Here is a 17,354-nt window from a genome sequence, read left to right on the forward strand (position 1 = left end):
GCACCCCTCTGGACGGCGGGGGCGACCCGCTGTTCGCTGGGAGAGGGGCCGGGGGGCTGGGCTGCGGGTGCCGCAGTCGATTCCGAGGACCGATTGGGAGGCCGCGATGGCTTCAGCGCAGGTGACCGGCAGCACCGTGGACCGGGTCCGGACGGGCCCGCCGGCGGGGCGGGGCGGTCGGGCGCGGGACTGGGCGGAGATCCAGGAGCGCATGCTCGTCCCCCTCTACCAGGACGTTTACCGCCGGCTGGAGGTCGGCGCGGCGACCAGCCTGCTGGGCGTCGGCTGCCGGTCGGGGCTGGCGCTGCTGCTCGCCGAGGGGCGCGGCGCGCAGGTCGCGGGGGTGGAGCCGGACGGCGGGCTGCGGGAGCTCGCGGCGGCCCGCGGGTTGCAGGTGGCGCCCGGCGGGGGCGCGGGGGCCCTCGCCCGTTCGGCGCACCCCGTCCCCCGCCCGGCGCACTCCCTGGTGACGGTTTTCGAGCGGCCGCTGACGCCCGCGCTGGTGGCCTGGTCGGCGGAGCGGACCCTGCCCGGCGGGCAGTTGGTGGTGGCCACCTGGGGTCCGGCGGAGCGCTGCGAGAGCGCCGCCGTGCTGGAGGTCGCCCGCCGGCACGCCCCGTCCGCCCCGCTCTCGCTCGGCGCCCCGGACCCGCTCGCCACCCCCGACCCGTTCGCCGCGGCCGGCCCGGGCGTGCTGGGTTCGCTGCTCGCCTCGGCGGGGGTGCGCCCGTCCGAGAGCGGCCGGGTGAGCTGCCCGTTCGCCTACGCGGGCCTGGACTCGGCGGTCCGCGGCCTGCTCTCCACCGGCCTGTTCGACCGGGCCGAGGAGGCCGCGGGCGGCGCGCTGGTGGCGAAGGAGCTGGCGGAGGCGCTGCACCCGTACCTGCGGCCGGACGGCTCGGTGCGGATGGTGAACGAGTTCCGCTGGGCGGCGGGCACCCGGCCCCGCGCCTGAGCCCCGCGGCCGAGCCCTTCGGCTGAGCCCCGCGCCTGAGCCCCGCGCCTGAGCCCTGCGGCCGAGCCCCGCAGCCGAACCCCGCGGCCGAGGGGGTTCAGGACCGGCTGAGCCCGGCGGCGGCGTACGCGGCGTCCTCGTCGAGGGTCTCGGCCTCCAGCAGCGCGGCGGCCAGCGCGTCGAGCCGGTCGCGGTGCCGGTGCAGCAGGGCGACGGCCTCCTCCCAGCACTCGGCGACGATCCGCCGGGCCTCCTCGTCGACCGCGTCCAGCGTGGCGGGGGCGGCGGCCAGGCCGTACGGGGACTGGCTGTCGTCGGGGATCGCGGTGACCCGGCCGACCCGGTCGCTCATGCCCCAGCGGCCGGCCATCGAGCGGGCGATGGTGGTGAGCTGTTCGAGGTCGCTCTCGGCGCCGGTGGTGACCACGCCGTAGACGACCTGTTCGGCGGCCATCCCGCCGAGCGCGCCGATGATCCGGCCGCGCAGGTAGGGCTCGGTGTAGGAGTAGCGGTCGGTGTCGGGGGTGGAGAGGGTGACGCCGAGGGCGCGGCCGCGCGGCACGATGGTGATCTTGCGGACCGGGTCGGCGCCGGGCTGGAGCATGCCGAGCAGGGCGTGGCCGGACTCGTGGAAGGCGGTCCGCTCGCGTTCCTGCTGGGGCATCACCAGCGGGCGGACCGCACCGAGCTGGACCTTCTCCAGCGCCTCGGAGAGGTTCTCCTGGTCGACAGCGTCCTGCTCGCGCTTGACGGCGATCAGCGCGGCCTCGTTGACCAGGTTGGCCAGGTCGGCGCCGGTCATGCCGGGCGTGGTGCGGGCGACGGCGGCCAGGTCGGTGCCCTCGGCGAGCGGCACCTCGCGGGTGTGGATCCTCAGGATCTGCTCGCGGCCGGTCCGGTCGGGCGGGCTGACGGTGATCCGGCGGTCGAAGCGGCCGGGGCGCAGCAGCGCGGGGTCGAGGACCTCGGCCCGGTTGGTCGCGGCGATCACGATCACGCCCTCGGAGCCGGAGAACCCGTCCATCTCGGTGAGGATCTGGTTGAGGGTCTGCTCGCGCTCGTCGTGGCCGCCCATGCCGCCCCCGCCGCCGCGCTGCCGGCCGATGGTGTCGATCTCGTCGATGAACACGATGGCGGGGGCGACCTTGCGGGCCTCGGAGAACAGTTCGCGGACCCGGCTGGCGCCGACGCCGACGATCATCTCGATGAACTCGGAGGCCGAGGCGGAGAAGAACGGCACGTCCGCCTCGCCGGCGACGGCGCGGGCCAGCAGGGTCTTGCCGGTGCCGGGCGGGCCGGACAGCAGGACGCCGCGCGGCATCTTGGCGCCGAGCCTGCGGTAGGCCTGCGGGTTCTTCAGGAAGTCGACCACCTCGCTGAGCTCGTCGCGCACCTCGTCGATGCCGGCCACGTCCTTGAAGGTGGTGCGCTTGCCCTGGCTGGTGTCCACCGGCTTGGGCGGGGCCTTGCGGCCGAGCGCGCCGCCGCCGATGCCGCCGGACATCCGGCGGGCGATCAGCACCCAGACCCCGATCAGCAGCAGCATCGGGGCCAGCGAGATCAGCAGGTTCGCCAGGAAGCTGCGCTGCTGCACCACCGGTCGGGCCGTCACCTCGACGTTCTGCGACTGCAGGGTGCCCCACAGGTTGTCGCTGGCGAACGCCGGGCGCTGGGTGGTGAAGTCGGTGTAGTCGCCCTTGCCGCCGTCCGGCTTGGGCTGCTTGTTCCTGAGCGTGCCCTCGATGGCGTCGCCCTTGGCGTAGATCTTGGTGATGTTCCCGCCGTTGAGCTGCTTGTTGAACTCGGTGTACGAGATCGTGGTCGAGCCGCCGTTGCCGAAGAAGCTCAGCAGGATGTCGGACAGCAGGAACACCACCAGGGCGGTGAGGATCAGGCCCGTCCAGCCGCCCGGCATCTTCCTCTTCGGCGGCGGCGGGGGCGGGGCCCCCTCGGACCGCCAGGGCTGGTCGGGGGTCTGGCGCGGCGGCACGGGGTTGCTCACCCGTCGGACGATACGGACATCCCGGACCCCGGGGAGCGCGCAACGCCGCGAGCCGCCGGCCCCGCCGGGTCAGCGCACCGGGGTCGGCCACTCCTCGGCGGTCAGCGCGAACCGCTCGTGGTCGCGCCAGGCGTCCTGCAGGAACAGCATCCGCGGCGTGAAGCCCTCGTGCCGGAAGCCCAGTCGGCGCGCCAGCGCGATCGACCGCTCGTTGTCCGGCTGCACGTTGATCTCCAGCCGGTGCAGCCCGAGCCCGCCCCGGTCCGCGGGTGTGAAGCAGCGCTCGACCACCAGCCGCATGCCCTCGGTCATCCGGCCGGTCCCGGCGAACGGCTGGTACGAGTCGTAGCCGATGACGCCGTTGCAGAAGCGCGCCATCACGATGTTCGCCACGTTGCACTTGCCGACCAGGCCGCCGGTCTCGACGTCGACGATCAGGAACGTGCGCAGGCCGGTGCCCTGCCGGCTCAGCAGGTCCGGCAGGCCGTCCGGCTCGACCGGGTTCCACCTCCCGATGTGCGCGGCGGAGCGTCGCACCGCCTCGGCGTAGGGGACGACGTCATCGGGGCGGGGGGCTCGGATCGTCACGCGCATACGGGACATCATGGCGCAACGGGGTGCCGGGGCAGGGACGCGCGGATCGTCCGCACGCCCCTGCCCCGGCACCCGCGCCCGGGACCTACAGCAGGTCCTTGAACTCCTTGGGGAGGTCGAAGTCGGCCGGGCCCTTGCCGGGCTGGAGGCCGAACGCGCCGCCCGGCGCGGTGCCCTGGCCGGGGCCGAGTGCCTTGCGCTCGGCGGCGGCGGCCTCCTCCTGGGCGCGCTTGAGCGGGTTGCCGCTCTTGCGCTTGCCCTTGGCGACCGGGGCCTTCTTGGCGGAGCGCTTGGCGCCGCCGCCCATCCCGGGGATGCCGGGCATGCCGGGGATGCCCTTGCCGGAGGCCATCGCGGACATCATCTTGCGGGCCTCGAAGAACCGCTCGACCAGGCTGGAGACCTCGCCGACCTGGACGCCGGAGCCCTTGGCGATGCGCAGCCGGCGCGAGCCGTTGATCAGCTTGGGGTCGGTGCGCTCGGCCGGGGTCATCGACTTGATGATCGCGCCGACCCGGTTGACGTCCTTGTCGTCCAGGTTGTTGATCTGGTCGCGGATCTGGCCCATGCCGGGGAGCATGCCGAGCAGCTTGGAGATCGAGCCCATCTTCTGGACCTGCTCCAGCTGCGACAGGAAGTCGTCGAGCGTGAAGTCCTTGCCGCCGCCCTGGAGCTTGGCGGCCATCTTCTCGGCCTCGGCCTGGGAGAAGGTCTGCTCGGCCTTCTCGATCAGCGAGAGGACGTCGCCCATGCCGAGGATGCGCGAGGCCATCCGGTCCGGGTGGAAGGCGTCGAAGTCGTCGACCTTCTCGCCGTTGGAGGCGAACATGATCTGGCGGCCGGTGACGTGCGCGACCGAGAGGGCCGCGCCGCCGCGCGCGTCGCCGTCGAGCTTGGAGAGCACCACGCCGGTGAAGTCGACGCCTTCGAGGAAGGCCTGGGCGGTGGTGACCGCGTCCTGGCCGACCATGGCGTCGACCACGAACAGGACCTCGTCCGGGTCGACCGCGGCCCGGATGTCGGCGGCCTGCTGCATGAGTTCCGCGTCGATGCCGAGGCGGCCGGCGGTGTCGACGATGACGACGTCGTACTGCTTCTGCTTGGCGTACTCGACGGAGTCGCGGGCCACCTGCACCGGGTCGCCGACGCCGTTGCCCGGCTGCGGGCCGTAGAAGGCGACGCCGGCCCGCTCGGCGACCACGCCGAGCTGGGTGACGGCGTTGGGGCGCTGGAGGTCGCAGGCGACCAGCAGCGGGGTGTGCTTCTGGCTCTTCAGCCAGTGGCCGAGCTTTCCGGCCAGCGTGGTCTTGCCGGCGCCCTGGAGGCCGGCCAGCATGATCACGGTCGGGCCGGTCTTGGCGAACCGCAGGCGGCGGGTCTCGCCACCGAGGATGCTGATCAGCTCCTCGTTGACGATCTTGATGATCTGCTGGGCCGGGTTCAGCGCGCCGGAGACCTCGGAGCCCAGGGCCCGGTCCTTGACCTGCTTGATGAAGGCGCGGACCACGGGCAGCGCGACGTCCGCCTCCAGCAGGGCGATCCGGATCTCGCGCGCGGTGGCGTCGATGTCCGCCTCGCTGAGACGGCCCTTGCCCCGGAGGTTCTTGAACGTCGCTGCGAGGCGGTCGGAGAGAGTGTCGAACACGTCGGTCGCGGGTCCCTTGCGGCATCGAGTACGGGTACTGTCGTCGCCCCCAAGGGTAGCCGCACCCCGGCGGGCGGTCTGCGCCCCTGCGCGAACAGCGGGTCAGCGCCCCTCCAGCGCCTCCCGGACGGCCCGCGCGACCTGCTCGGCGCGGCCCTGCTCCAGCGGCCGGCCGTCGGTGGAGGTGAGGTAGAAGGCGTCGACGGCCTCCGCGCCGAGGGTGGAGACGTGGGCGGTGCGCACCCGGACGCCGGAGGCGTCCAGCGCGCGGCCGATCCGGTGCAGCAGGCCGGGCGCGTCGTGCGCGCGGACCTCCAGCACGGTGGCGGAGCGCGAGGCGTCGTGCGGGGCGACGGCGACCACCGGCGGCGGGGTGCTGATGCCGCGCCGGCGGGGCGCGGCGGCGTCGCGTTCGGCGAGTTTGCGGGTGACGTCCAGCGAGCCGTCCAGGGCGCGGCGCAGGTCGGCGCGGAGCCGGGCGGCGTCGGGCAGGTCGCCGTACTGGGCGGCGACCGTCCAGGACAGCAGCAGGACGGCCCCGGCCCCGACCGGGTCGAGTTCGCGCAGGCCGGCCTTGCGGACGGCGAGGCGGTGCAGGGCGAGCACCCCGGCGACGGTGCCGAGCAGGCCGGGGCGGTCGGGGATGGCCAGGGTCAGCTCGACGCCCATCGGCTCGCCGCCGTCGGCGTCCGGCTCGGCCTGGGCGGTGAACGCCAGCGCGGGGGCGCCGGTGCGGGCGGCCTCGACGGCGAGCCGCTCCTGGTCGGCGGTGACCTCGGGGTCGGCGGCGGGCGGCCGGGTGTCGCCGGCCAGCCGGGCGGCGGCGCGCTCGACCAGGGTGGCGACCAGCGAGGCCCGCCAGCTCGACCAGGCGGCGGGGCCGGTGGCGGTGGCGTCGGCCTCGGTGAGGGCGTGCAGCAGTTCCAGGTGGGCCTGGGTGCCGACGGTCTTGGCGATCAGGTCGGCGGTGGCCGGGTCGTCGGGGTCGCGCCGGGTGGCGGTGTCGACCAGCGTCAGGTGGTGGCGCACCAGCAGCGCCAGGGTGTCGGTGTCGCGCTTGCCGAAGCCCATCCGGACGGCCACGTCGCGGACGATCACCTCGCCGGCCTCGGAGTGGTCGCCGGGCCAGCCCTTGCCGAGGTCGTGCAGCAGGGCGGCGACCAGCAGCAGGTCGGGGCGGGCGGTGCGGCGGGTCATCGCGGCGGCCCGGACGGCGGTCTCGATCAGGTGCCGGTCGACGGTCCAGCGGTGCACGGCGTTGCGCTGCGGCCGGCAGCGGACCCGCTCCCAGTCCGGCAGCATCCGGCTGACCAGGCCCTCGGCCTCCAGCGCCTCCCAGACCGGCAGGCAGGCCTCGCCGGCGCCGAGCAGGGTGACCAGCTGCTCGCGGGCCTCGTCCGGCCAGGGCACCGGCAGCGGCGCGGCCTCGGCGGCCAGCCGGCGGACGGTGGCGTAGCCGACGGTCAGCCCGGCCTGGGCGGCCGCGGCGGCGGCCCGCAGCGGCAGCACCGGGTCGGCGGCGGGCCGGGCGGCCTGGGCGAGCACGGCCTCGCCGTCCTGCTCGACCACGCCCTCGGCGAGCGGGCGGCGCTCGGCCGAGGCCGGGCCGACCGGGGCGCGCCGGGCGCCGTTGAACGGGAAGCCGAACCGGACGGCGCGGCGCGGCGCGGCCCGGCGGCGCTCGGCCAGCACCCGGTCGACGGCGCGCCAGGTGACGTCGCCGGCGTACGCGACGGTGCGGGCCGCCTGGTAGACCTGCCGCAGCAGGGTGTCGGCGTCGAGCACGCCGAGGCGTTCGGCGACCTGGTCCTGGTCCTGCAGGGAGAGCCGCTCGGTGGCCCGGCCGGTGGTCAGGTGCAGCGCGTCGCGGACGTCGGCGAGGGTGCGGGCGGCGGCGTCCAGGCCGTCGCGGGGGGCGTCGGCGAGCCAGGTGGCGGCCACCGCGTTCAGCGCGACCAGGTCGCGCAGGCCGCCGCGGGCCTCCTTGAGGTCGGGTTCGAGCAGGAAGGACAGCTCGCCGTGGCGCTCGGCCCGGGCCCGGCCGAGCTCGCGCAGCTCAGGGAGGCGCTCGGGGGCGGCGGCCCGCCAGTCGGCGAGGACGGCGGAGCGCAGCTCGGCGGTGAGCTGCGGGTCGCCGGCCAGGTGGCGGGCGTCGAGCAGGCCGAGCTGGGCCTTGAGGTCCTCGGCGGCGACCTTGCGGGCCTCGCCGGGCGTGCGGACGGCGTGGTCGAGGGCGACGCCGCTGTCCCAGACCGGGTACCAGACGCGTTCGGCCAGGTCCGCGGCGAGCGGGCCCTCGTGCAGCAGCAGCACGTCCAGGTCGCTGCGCGGGGAGAGCTCGCCCCGGCCGTAGCCGCCGACGGCGACCAGCGCGGTGCGGGCGGGGGCGCCGGCCGTCCGGTAGAGGCCGGCCAGCCAGTCGTCGGTGAGCCGGGCCAGGGCGGCGCGCCGCTGCGGGCCGGCCGCGGCCGGGTCGGCCAGCAGGCGGGCGCGTTCGGCCGGGTAGCCGTACTCGGCGGGGTCGGTGCTGCTCACGTCTGCTCCCGGTGCGTGCTGGTGCCGGATACGCCTTCGGCGGACCTGCCGCGTGGGCAGGTCCGCCAGGAGGGTTGTCAGCGGTGGGTCGGAGGGCGCCGGCGGCTCAGAGGGCGTCGGGGCCGCGTTCGCCGGTGCGGACCCGGACGGCGGTCTCGACCGGGACGGACCAGACCTTGCCGTCGCCGATCTTGCCGGTGCGGGCCGCCTTGACGACCACGTCGATCAGCTGCTCGGCGTCCTCGTCGTCGACCAGTATCTCGATCCGGACCTTGGGGACCAGGTCGACGGTGTACTCGGCGCCGCGGTAGACCTCGGTGTGGCCGCGCTGGCGGCCGTACCCGCTGGCCTCGGTGACGGTCAGGCCGTGCACCCCGAAGGCCTGCAGGGCGTCCTTGACCTCGTCCAGGCGGTGCGGCTTGATGACGGCGGTGATCAGCTTCATCGGGCGTCGACCTCGGTCTTCTCGGCGGGGACGGCGGCGGCGGGGGCGGCCACGGGGCGGGCCAGGCTGGCGCCGACGGCGGTGAAGTCGTAGGCGGACTCGGCGTGCTCGGCCTGGTCGATGCCGGACACCTCGACCTCCTCCGCGACCCGGAAGCCGATGGTCTTCTGGATCGCCTGGCCCAGCAGCCAGGAGAGCACGAACGAGTAGACCAGGACGACGACCACGCCGAGCGCCTGCTTGCCGAGCTGGCCCAGGCCGCCGCCGTAGAACAGGCCGGACGCGGTCTGGCCGACGTGGCCGGTGGCGAAGAAGCCGATCAGCAGCGAGCCGACGACGCCGCCGACCAGGTGGACGCCGACCACGTCGAGCGAGTCGTCGAAGCCGAACTTGTACTTCAGGCTGATCGCCGCGGCGCACAGCGCGCCGGCGATCAGGCCGATCGCGATCGAGCCGAGCGGGGAGACCGAACCGCAGGCCGGGGTGATCGCGACCAGGCCGGCCACCGCGCCGGAGGCGGCGCCGAGGGTGGTGAACGCGCCGTGCCGGATCTTCTCGTACGCCAGCCAGCCGAGGACGGCGGCGGCGGTGGCGACCTGGGTGTTGACGAAGGCCATGCCCGCGACGCCGTTGGCGGCCAGCGCCGAACCGGCGTTGAAGCCGAACCAGCCGAACCAGAGCAGGCCGGAGCCGAGCATCACCAGCGGCAGGCTGTGCGGGCGCATCGGGTCCTTCTTGAAGCCGATCCGCTTGCCCAGCACCAGCGCCAGGGCCAGGCCCGCCGCGCCGGCGTTGATGTGCACCGCGGTGCCGCCGGCGAAGTCGATCACGCCGTTGCGGTCGCCGAGCCAGCCGCCGTCGCCGCCGTCGAAGAAGAACACCCAGTGCGCGACCGGGAAGTACACGACGGTCACCCAGAGCGCCACGAACAGGCTCCAGGCCGCGAACTTGGCCCGGTCCGCGATGGCGCCGCTGATCAGCGCCGGGGTGATGATCGCGAACATCAGCTGGAAGGCCGCGAAGCCGGTCACCGGGATCGTCCCGGTGAGCGCGTTCAGGTCGATGCCGCGCATGCCCAGGTAGTCGAGGTTGCCGATCAGGCCCGCCCCGGCGTCCGGCCCGAAGGCCAGCGTGTAGCCGTACAGGACCCAGAGCACCGTGACGATGGCCAGTGAGATGAAGCTCATCACCAGCATGTTGAGGGTGCTCTTGACCCTGACCATGCCTCCGTAGAAGAAGGCCAGGCCCGGGGTCATCAACATGACCAGGGCCGCACAGATGAACACAAAGGCGGTATCGCCCGCGCTGAAGCCGTCCGGCATCGGCGTCTCCTCCGAAATGAGAGCCGCACCACGACCGGGATACCTGTCCCGTGCCATCCCGGCGTGTCGGCGATGAGAGGAGAGTGCCGAAGGCGGGTTTCGGCCGATGCGGCTCGGTGTTTCGCCGCAGTGACGCGGACGACGCGCCCGTTACGGGCGCGTGAACCACGGCAGGTGACGCGTACTGGACAGCGCGTGTCATACTCCGACGGCCGTCCGGACGGGGGGCGGACGGCCGTGGGCGACGGGGCGGCGGAGGGGCCGCGGCGGGGTCAGACCACCGAGACGAACTCCGGGATGTCCTGCACCACGCGGTCGGCCAGCCGGTCCACCCCGGGGGCGCCGCGGAAGTCCCGGCTGGCGGCCTCGGAGGTCTTCCGGACCCGGGTGTTCAGCCGCTCGGAGCGCACCTTCTTGGCGATGTCGACCGCCTCCTCGCAGTACTTGGCCGCGTCCTCCGGCTCGTTCTGCAGCAGCCGCACCGAGCCCATCCCGACCAGGTTGAACGCGTAGGTGCGGACGTGGTCGCCGTCCTCCCGGAACAGGTCGACCGCCTCGGTGATCAGCGGCTCGGCGGCCTTGGCCATCGCCACGCTGCGGTCCGAGGTGTAGGCGAGGTCCCGGTACGAGTGCCCGTTCTCCGCGCACAGCTCGGCGTACGAGAAGAACCGGAGCCAGTTCGGCGTCTCCTCGTTGGTCTCCCGGATGTCGCTGAAGGTGTCCTCCGACAGCCGCACGGCCCGGGCGCAGCGGTTGACCTCGCCGATGGTGGAGTACGCCCGCGCCTCCATCGCGTACAGCAGCGACTGCTGGCGGGCGGTGGCGGTGTCCCGGCTGCCGTACTGGGCGAGGTGGATCAGCTCCAGCGCGTCCTCGCCGCGGTTGAGGTGGATCATCTGGCGGCTCATGTCGGTCAGCACGTGCGCGCCGAACGGGCGGTCGCCGGCCTCCTTCGCCGCGTGCAGCGCCAGCACGTAGTACTTCTGGGCGCTCGGGTGCATGCCCACGTCGTACGACATGAAGCCCGCCAGGTGGGCGAGCTCGGCGGTGATCCGGAACAGCCGCTTGGTGGTCGCCTCGGGGTAGGTCTCCTGCAACAGGTCGGTGACCTCGTGGAGTTGGCCGACCACCGCCTTGCGGCGCAGGCCGCCGCCGTTCTGCGCGTCCCACTTCCGGAACATCTCGGTGGTCTGCTCCAGCAGCTGCATCTCCGGCTCGGAGAGCCGGCCGGAGAAGTGCTCGCCGCCGTTGGCCGCGGCCAGGATCGGGGTGGGCGCGCCGTTCGGACCCGGCGTCAGCCAGCGCTGCATCGGCTCGATCAGCGCCGCACCGGCCGTCAGCGCCAGCGAAGTGCCAAGGAAACCACGGCGGTTGAGCATCAGGTCGCTGCGCGAGTACTCGCTGATCGCCTGGACGGTCTGCTGCGGGCTCCACGGCAGGTCCACCCCGCTGCCGGCGGTGGTCACCTGGACCACCGCGCGCAGCCCGAGGTCCTCGACCGAGACCACCGAGCCGAAGCGCTCCGAGAACAGCTCCGACATGATCTTCGGGATCGGCTCGCGCGGCTGCTCGCCGTCCAGCCAGCGGCGCACCCGCGAGGTGTCCGTGGAGACGTGGTGCGCGCCGATCTGCCGTGCCCTGCGGTTCACTTGGCGCGCCAGCTCGCCCTTCGACCAGCCGCTGCGCGCGAACCAGGAGCCCAGCTTCTCGTTCGGCTGCTTCTCACCCATGGGACCGTCCCCATCCCGCCCCGAACCCGGGGCCCCGCTTCGCCCTGACCCGTTTCCTCACCGCCCGCGTGACCGGTCGGCTGCGTTCCGTATGCCGAACGTAGCGTCCCTGCGCCATCCGGGGGAGCAACGTCGGGAAAACGCCACCTTTCGCCACCCCCACGAGTGAACTCCCGGACGCGCGACCGCGCTTCACTGGGAGTCAGCCCGGCATGACCCCGGCACATGCCCGGACCCGACGGCACCCGACGGAGGCACGCGTGCGGCAACGACGATCCGGCATCCGAAGCGCCGCTGCAAGGCGTCTGCTGGCCCGCGCCACCCGGATCGGTGTGCGCCGGTCCGCGCGCGCCTCCGGTGCACCACGCACCACGCGCCCGTCCGGCGACGCGCCGTCACCGTCCCGTAACCAGCGGCGACCGGAAGCGGTTGGGGGTGGCATGGACAAGCTCTTCGGCACCCTGCGGCTCACCCCCCTCGGCGCCCGCCGCCGCGCCCGGCCGACCGCGCTGCAGACCGCCGCCGAGTACTCCGGCCGCTGGGGCTGGACGCTGGCCGCCGGCAGCCCGACCGCGCGGCCCGGCACCGGCTGCGACTGCGGGGTCCCGCGCTGCGCCGCGCCCAACCTGCACCTGCGGGTCGGCCCGGCGATCGCCCCCGGCGCGACCGCCGCCGAGCTGGCCGCCCGCTGTCCGGAGGGCGCCCCGCTGCTGCTGCCCACCGGCCACCAGTTCGACGTCCTGGACGTGCCGGCCCAGCCCGGCCTGCAGGCCCTGGTCCGGCTGGAGCGGATGGGCACCCAGGTCGGCCCGGTGCTGGCCTCCCCGACCGGCCGGCTGCTGCTCTTCGTCGCCCCCGGCACCGCCGAGCGGCTGCCCGACCTGCTCTACCGGATGGGCTGGGACGACGCCTCGCTCGACCTCGCCTGCCACGGCCTCGGCTCCTACCTGGCCGCCCCGCCCACCCCGCTCGGCCCGCTCGGCCCGATGCGCTGGCTGCGCCGCCCCACCGCCGACGCCGCCCCGCCCGAGGCCCGGCTGCTGCTCGGCACCCTGGCGTACGCCTGCCACCGCACCCGCGACCGCGAGACCGAGCTCGCCGGCTGACCCGCGCCGGCCCGCTCCGGGGAACGCCCGAGGTCCGTCCCGGGAGGGCGCTCCCCTCCCCGGACGGACCTCGTCGGTGTGCGGGCCCGCTAGCCCAGCAGCGCGTCCACGAACGCGCCCGGCTCGAACGGCGCGAGGTCGTCCGCGCCCTCGCCGAGGCCGATCAGCTTGACCGGGACGCCGAGTTCGCGCTGCACCGAGATGACGATGCCGCCCTTCGCGGTGCCGTCGAGCTTGGTGAGCACGATGCCGGTGATGTCGACCACCTCCGCGAACACCCGGGCCTGCACCAGGCCGTTCTGGCCGGTGGTGGCGTCCAGCACGAGCAGCACCTCGTCGACCGGGCCGTGCTTCTCGACGACCCGCTTGACCTTGCCGAGCTCGTCCATCAGGCCGGTCTTGGTGTGCAGCCGGCCCGCGGTGTCGATCAGGACGGTGTCGACGCTGTCCGCGATGCCCTGCTTGACGGCGTCGAAGGCGACCGACGCGGGGTCGCCGCCCTCGGGGCCGCGCACGGTGTGCGCGCCGACCCGCTCGCCCCAGGTCTGCAGCTGGTCGGCGGCGGCGGCGCGGAAGGTGTCGGCGGCGCCGAGCACGACCTTCCGGCCGTCGGCGACCAGGACCCGGGCGAGCTTGCCGGTGGTGGTGGTCTTGCCGACGCCGTTGACGCCGACCACCAGCACCACGGCCGGGCCGTCGCCCGGCTTGACCGAGCGGACGGTGCGGTCGGCCTCGGTGCCGATCAGCTTGACCAGCTCCTCCCGGAGCAGGCCGCGCAGCTCGTCGGGGGTGCGGGTGCCGAGGACCTTGACCCGGGTGCGCAGGTTGTCGACCAGCTCCTGGGTGGCGGCGACGCCGACGTCGGCGGTGAGCAGGGTCTCCTCGACCTCCTCCCAGGTGTCCTCGTCGAGGCGGTCCCGGGAGAGCAGCGTGAGCAGGCCCTTGCCGAGGGTCGACTGCGAGCGGGAGAGCCGGGAGCGCAGCCGCACCAGGCGGCCGGCGGTGGGCTCCGGCACCTCGATCGCGGGCGCGGCCTCGGCCTCCTCGGCGCGCACCTCCTCGGCGGTCCCGGGCTCGACGACGCCGGGCTCGACGGTCCCGGGCTCGGCCGCTTCGGGTTCGGCGGTGCCGGGCCCGGCGGCGGCCGGCTCCTCCGGCGCCCGGGTGGCGCCGGAGGCGGTGGGCGGCGCGGTTCCCGCGGTGGGCCCGGTCGCCGTCGGCTTCACCTGGTCCGGCTTCGCGGGCGCGGTGATGGTCGGCGGCTGGCTGGGCCGGTCCAGTTCTCTGCGTCGTTTGCCGGAGACGACGAGTCCGGTGATCGCGCCGATGGCGACCACCGCAATGACAACGGCAAGGATCACGTATTCCATAACCCGTCCAGTATCACGTAGCGCCTAGGCCGGTCCCGGTTGCGCGGGTTCCGGCGCCGTCCTGTGCCCGCCCTCGCGATCCTGCCCGGGCACCCGCAGCCGCTGGCTGATCACCTGCGAGATGCCGTCGCCCTTCATGGTGACGCCGTAGAGGGCGTCGGCGGACTCCATGGTGAGCTTCTGGTGGGTGATGACGATCAGTTGGGAGCTCTCCCGCAGCTCCTCCATGATCCCGACCAGCCGCCGCAGGTTGGTCTCGTCGAGCGCGGCCTCGACCTCGTCCATGACGTAGAACGGGCTGGGCCGGGCCTTGAAGATCGACACCAGCAGGGCGACGGCGGTGAGCGAGCGCTCGCCGCCGGAGAGCAGCGAGAGCCGCTTGACCTTCTTGCCGGGCGGCCGGGCCTCGACCTCGACGCCGGTGGTGAGCATGTTCTCCGGGTCGGTGAGCAGCAGCCGGCCCTCGCCGCCGGGGAACAGCCGGGCGAAGACGCCCTCGAACTGGGCGGCGGTGTCGTGGTAGGCCGCGGTGAACAGCTGCTCGACCCGGGTGTCGACGTCGCGGACGATGTCCATCAGGTCGCGGCGGCTCCGGCGCAGGTCGTCGAGCTGCTCGCCGAGGAACCGGTGCCTGGCCTCCAGCGCGGCGAACTCCTCCAGCGCGAGCGGGTTGACCCTGCCGAGCTGCTGGTGGGCGCGTTCGGCGGCCCTGAGCCGCTGCTCGACCTCGGCCCGGACGTACGGGCGGGGCTCGTCGGAGGGCTCCTCGCCGTCCGCGGGCGGCGGGGGCGGGACGGGCTGGTCGGGGCCGTAGCCGGCCAGCAGCTCGGCGCCGGCGATGCCGAACTCCTCCAGCGCCCGGGCCTCCAGCTGTTCGATCCGCATCCGCTTCTCGGCGCGCAGCACCTCGTCGCGGTGGCCGGCGTCGACCAGGCGGTCGAGTTCGGCCTTGAGCGCGCGGCCGTGGTCACGGAACTGCCGCAGCTCGGCCTCGCGGACGGCCCGGTCGGCCTCGACGGCGGCGCGCTCGGCCTCGGCGGCGGCGAGGGTCTCCTCGATCCGGCCGAGCAGGTGGCGGGCACCGGCGGCGACGGCGCCGGCGGTGGCGCCCTCGCGGCGGGCCCGGTCGCGGCGTTCGGCCGCGCGGGCGCGGGCCTCGCGCTCGGCGCGGGCGGCGCGGTCGAGCTGGTCGGCGCGGCCGGCCAGGTTGCGGACCCGCTCCTCGTGGGTGCGGACGGCGAGCCGGGCCTCGGTCTCGGCCTGCCGGGCGGCGGACGCGGCGGCGGCCAGCCGGTCGCGTTCGGCGGGGTCGGGTTCGTCCTCGCCGCCGTCGGCGAGTTCCTCGGCGGCGGCCAGTCGGGCGGCGGCCTCCTCGGCGGCGGCCCGGGCCTCGGCGAGGCCGCCGGCGGCCTCGGCGGCGGCGCCGGCGGTGCGCTCGGCCTCGTCGGCGGCGGCCCGGGCGGCGCCGGAGGTGCGGCCGAGGGCGCCGGCGAGCTCGGCCCGGCGCTGCTCGCCCCGGCGCCGGAGGGCGGTCAACCGCTCGGTTTCGGCGGCGAGTTCGGCGCGCCGTTCGCGGGCGGCGGCCAGCTCCCCGGCCAACCGGGCGCAGCGGGTGTCGAGTTCCTCGATGCCGCGGGCGGCCTCGGTGACGGCGGCCCGGGTCTCCAGCGGGCTGGGCGCGCCGGGCGAGCCGCCCTGGGCGAGGGTGGCGGAGAGCAGGTCGCCGCTGCGGGTGACGGCCTGCCAGTCGGGGGCGGCGGCGACCGACTCGCGTGCCGCGTCGAGGTCCTCGACCACGGCGGTGCGGGCCAGCAGGCGGCGGGCGGCGGGTCCGGCCGGGCCGTCGACCAGGTCGCCGGCCCACCGGGCGCCCGCGGGCGGCTGCGGCCTCGGCGGCGGCGTGCCGCCGGTGACCAGCAGGGTGGCGCGGCCGGCGTCCTCGGCGCGCAGCCGGGCGAGCGCGTCGGCGGCGGCGGCCGGGTCGGTGACGGCGAGGGCTTCGGCGGCGGCGCCGAGCGCGGCGGCCACCGCGAGTTCGAACCCGGGGGTGACGGTGAGGAGTTCGGCGGCCGGGCCGAGGACGCCGGGGCGGCCGAGCAGGGCGCCGCTGCCGTCCTTGCGGCGCAGGCCGAGGGCGAGGGCGTCGTGCCGGGCGGTGAGCGCGGCGCGTTCCTTCTCGGCGGCGGTGAGGGCGTCGCGGGCGGCGGAGGCGGCGCGTTCGGCGTCCCGGTGGGCTTCGCGGGCGCGCTCGTGCCGCTGTTCGACCTCCTCCTCGCCCGCGCTGAACTCCGCGCCCTGTTCGTCGAGGCGTTCGTGTGCGGCCCGGGCGGCTTCGGCGCGCAGCAGCGCCTCGTCGCGGGCGGTGGCGAGCCGGTCGGCCTCGGCCTCGGCGGCGGCGGCCCGGGAGCGGGCGGCGGCGGCGGTGCCCTGCAGGCGGGCGAGGCCTTCGCGGCGGTCGGCGATGGCGCGGGCGGCGGCCCTGAGCCGGGTCTCCTCGGTGGCGAGGGCGCGTTCGAGGTCGGCGCGTTCCTCGGTGGTCTCGGCGAGCGCGTACCGGGCCTGTTCGAGGGCTTCTTCGAGGGCGGCCTCGTCCTCGCGGACCCGGGCGGCCTCGCGTTCGAGGTCCTCGGGGTCGCGGCCCCGGCGCTCCTCCAGCTGTCCGGCGGTGGCGGCGGCGCGGACCCGGGCCTCGGCAAGGCCGATGGTGCCCCGGGTGCGCTCGGCGAGCGAGGAGAGCCGGTACCAGGTCTGCCGGGCGGCTTCCAGCGCGGGCCCGAGCTGTTCGACCTGGGCCTCCAGGACGGCTTCGCGCTGGACGGCGGCGGCGAGTTCCTGCTCGACGGTGGTGCGGCGGAGCTTCAGCGCGAGTTCGTCGGCGACCTCGGCCTCGACGGCGCGGCGCAGCGCGAGCAGGTCGTCGGCGAGCAGCCGCAGCCGGGCGTCGCGCAGTTCGGCCTGGATCCCGGCGGCCCGCCGGGCGATCTTCGCCTGGCGGCCCAGCGGTCCGAGCTGGCGGCGCAGCTCGGCGACCAGGTCCTGGACGCGGTTGAGGTTGGTCTGCATCGCGTCGAGCTTCCGCAGCGCCTTCTCCTTGCGCTTGCGGTGCTTGAGGACGCCGGCCGCCTCCTCGATGAAGGCGCGCCGCCCCATCGGGTCGGCGTGCAGGACGGAGTCGAGCTGTCCCTGGCCGACGATGACGTGCATCTCGCGGCCGATGCCGGAGTCGGAGAGCAGTTCCTGGATGTCGAGCAGGCGGCAGACGGTGCCGTTGAGCGCGTACTCGCTGCCGCCGTTGCGGAACATCGTCCGGGTGAGGGTGACCTCGGAGTAGTCGATCGGCAGGGCGCCGTCGGTGTTGTCGATGGTGAGGCTGACCTCGGCGCGGCCGAGCGGGGGGCGTCCGCTGGTGCCGGCGAAGATGACGTCCTCCATCTTGCCGCCGCGCAGCGACTTGGCGCCCTGTTCGCCCATCACCCAGGAGAGCGCGTCGACGACGTTGGACTTGCCGGAGCCGTTGGGGCCGACGACGCAGGTGATGCCGGGCTCGAAGCGCAGGGTGGTCGCCGAGGCGAAGGACTTGAACCCGCGCAGGGTCAGGCTCTTGAGGTGCACCCGACCGTCCTCCTCGCGCCGCCGCGCGGTCGCCCGCC

The 17,354-nt window shown here is 75.0% G+C and carries 11 protein-coding genes; 2 read left to right on the forward strand and 9 right to left on the reverse strand.

Annotation, left to right across the window (positions count from 1 at the left end):
* Positions 1–106: 106 nt before the first annotated feature.
* Entirely contained in the window at positions 107–955 is an 849-nt protein-coding gene (locus tag ACZ3J7_RS33015; RefSeq protein WP_465627071.1) for a class I SAM-dependent methyltransferase, read from the forward strand.
* 97 nt (positions 956–1,052) lie between these two features.
* On the opposite strand, the gene ftsH is transcribed toward ACZ3J7_RS33015, so the two are convergent.
* From ftsH to nsdA, 7 genes are all read right to left on the reverse strand, one after another.
* On the reverse strand, positions 1,053–2,957 hold the full coding sequence (ftsH, locus tag ACZ3J7_RS33020) for an ATP-dependent zinc metalloprotease FtsH (protein WP_465627072.1): 1,905 nt from the start codon (positions 2,955–2,957) through the stop codon (positions 1,053–1,055).
* A 69-nt stretch (positions 2,958–3,026) separates the two neighbouring features.
* Positions 3,027–3,551, reverse strand: a complete 525-nt coding sequence (locus ACZ3J7_RS33025) for a GNAT family N-acetyltransferase (RefSeq protein WP_465627073.1) — start codon at positions 3,549–3,551, stop codon at positions 3,027–3,029.
* A gap of 85 nt (positions 3,552–3,636) precedes the next feature.
* Positions 3,637–5,196: a signal recognition particle protein gene (gene ffh / locus ACZ3J7_RS33030; RefSeq protein WP_465627074.1), complete on the reverse strand. Its 1,560-nt coding sequence runs from the start codon at positions 5,194–5,196 to the stop codon at positions 3,637–3,639.
* Positions 5,197–5,298: 102 nt separating this feature from the next.
* Positions 5,299–7,731, reverse strand: a complete 2,433-nt coding sequence (locus tag ACZ3J7_RS33035) for a [protein-PII] uridylyltransferase (RefSeq protein ID WP_465627075.1) — start codon at positions 7,729–7,731, stop codon at positions 5,299–5,301.
* Between the two features lie 106 nt (positions 7,732–7,837).
* Positions 7,838–8,176 (reverse strand): P-II family nitrogen regulator, encoded by a 339-nt coding sequence (locus ACZ3J7_RS33040; protein ID WP_014138256.1) that lies wholly within the window; start codon positions 8,174–8,176, stop codon positions 7,838–7,840.
* Positions 8,173–9,498 (reverse strand): ammonium transporter, encoded by a 1,326-nt coding sequence (locus tag ACZ3J7_RS33045; protein ID WP_465627076.1) that lies wholly within the window; start codon positions 9,496–9,498, stop codon positions 8,173–8,175. Before ACZ3J7_RS33045 ends, ACZ3J7_RS33040 begins: the two co-directional genes overlap by 4 nt.
* Before the next feature lie 272 nt (positions 9,499–9,770).
* A complete protein-coding gene (nsdA, locus tag ACZ3J7_RS33050) occupies positions 9,771–11,228 on the reverse strand; it encodes a transcriptional repressor NsdA (protein WP_465627077.1) in 1,458 nt (485 codons plus the stop codon).
* Positions 11,229–11,668: 440 nt separating this feature from the next.
* On the opposite strand from nsdA, the gene ACZ3J7_RS33055 reads away from it, so the two are divergent.
* On the forward strand, positions 11,669–12,334 hold the full coding sequence (locus ACZ3J7_RS33055; protein ID WP_465627078.1) for a bifunctional DNA primase/polymerase: 666 nt from the start codon (positions 11,669–11,671) through the stop codon (positions 12,332–12,334).
* Positions 12,335–12,423: 89 nt separating this feature from the next.
* Here the strand turns inward: ACZ3J7_RS33055 and ftsY are convergent, their stop codons facing one another.
* The gene (gene ftsY, locus ACZ3J7_RS33060; RefSeq protein ID WP_465627079.1) at positions 12,424–13,704 is read right to left on the reverse strand and encodes a signal recognition particle-docking protein FtsY; all 1,281 of its coding nucleotides are present in this window, start codon (positions 13,702–13,704) and stop codon (positions 12,424–12,426) included.
* Between the two features lie 24 nt (positions 13,705–13,728).
* Positions 13,729–17,316 (reverse strand): chromosome segregation protein SMC, encoded by a 3,588-nt coding sequence (smc, locus tag ACZ3J7_RS33065; protein WP_465627080.1) that lies wholly within the window; start codon positions 17,314–17,316, stop codon positions 13,729–13,731.
* Positions 17,317–17,354 lie beyond the last annotated feature (38 nt).

It is taken from the genome of Kitasatospora sp. NPDC015121, from assembly GCF_055562955.1.